This is a genomic window from Bacillus pretiosus (assembly GCF_051294775.1).
GTDB lineage: Bacteria > Bacillota > Bacilli > Bacillales > Bacillaceae_G > Bacillus_A > Bacillus_A wiedmannii.
In genome coordinates, this window is the sequence record NZ_JBPPHF010000716.1 from 1 (window position 1) to 212 (window position 212).

General features: G+C 59.0%; 2 tRNA genes. Both read left to right on the forward strand.

The annotated features are described in order from the left end of the window. The first annotated feature begins 53 nt into the window (after window positions 1-53). Window positions 54-127: transfer RNA gene (locus ACSG5Z_RS32870), tRNA-Arg, on the forward strand. Between the two features lie 10 nt (window positions 128-137). Further along, window positions 138-211, forward strand: a tRNA-Pro gene (locus tag ACSG5Z_RS32875). The last annotated feature ends 1 nt before the right edge of the window (window position 212 follow it).

Genomic DNA, 212 nt, shown 5'->3' on the forward strand with positions numbered 1-212 from the left:
TCCTGCGGTGGGTGACCACCGTGCGGGTTCGACCCCCGCCCTCGGCACCATATGCGCCCGTAGCTCAATTGGATAGAGCGTTTGACTACGGATCAAGAGGTTAGGGGTTCGACTCCTCTCGGGCGCGCTTTTATTAACGGGAAGTGGCTCAGCTTGGTAGAGCACCTGGTTTGGGACCAGGGGGTCGCAGGTTCAAATCCTGTCTTCCCGAT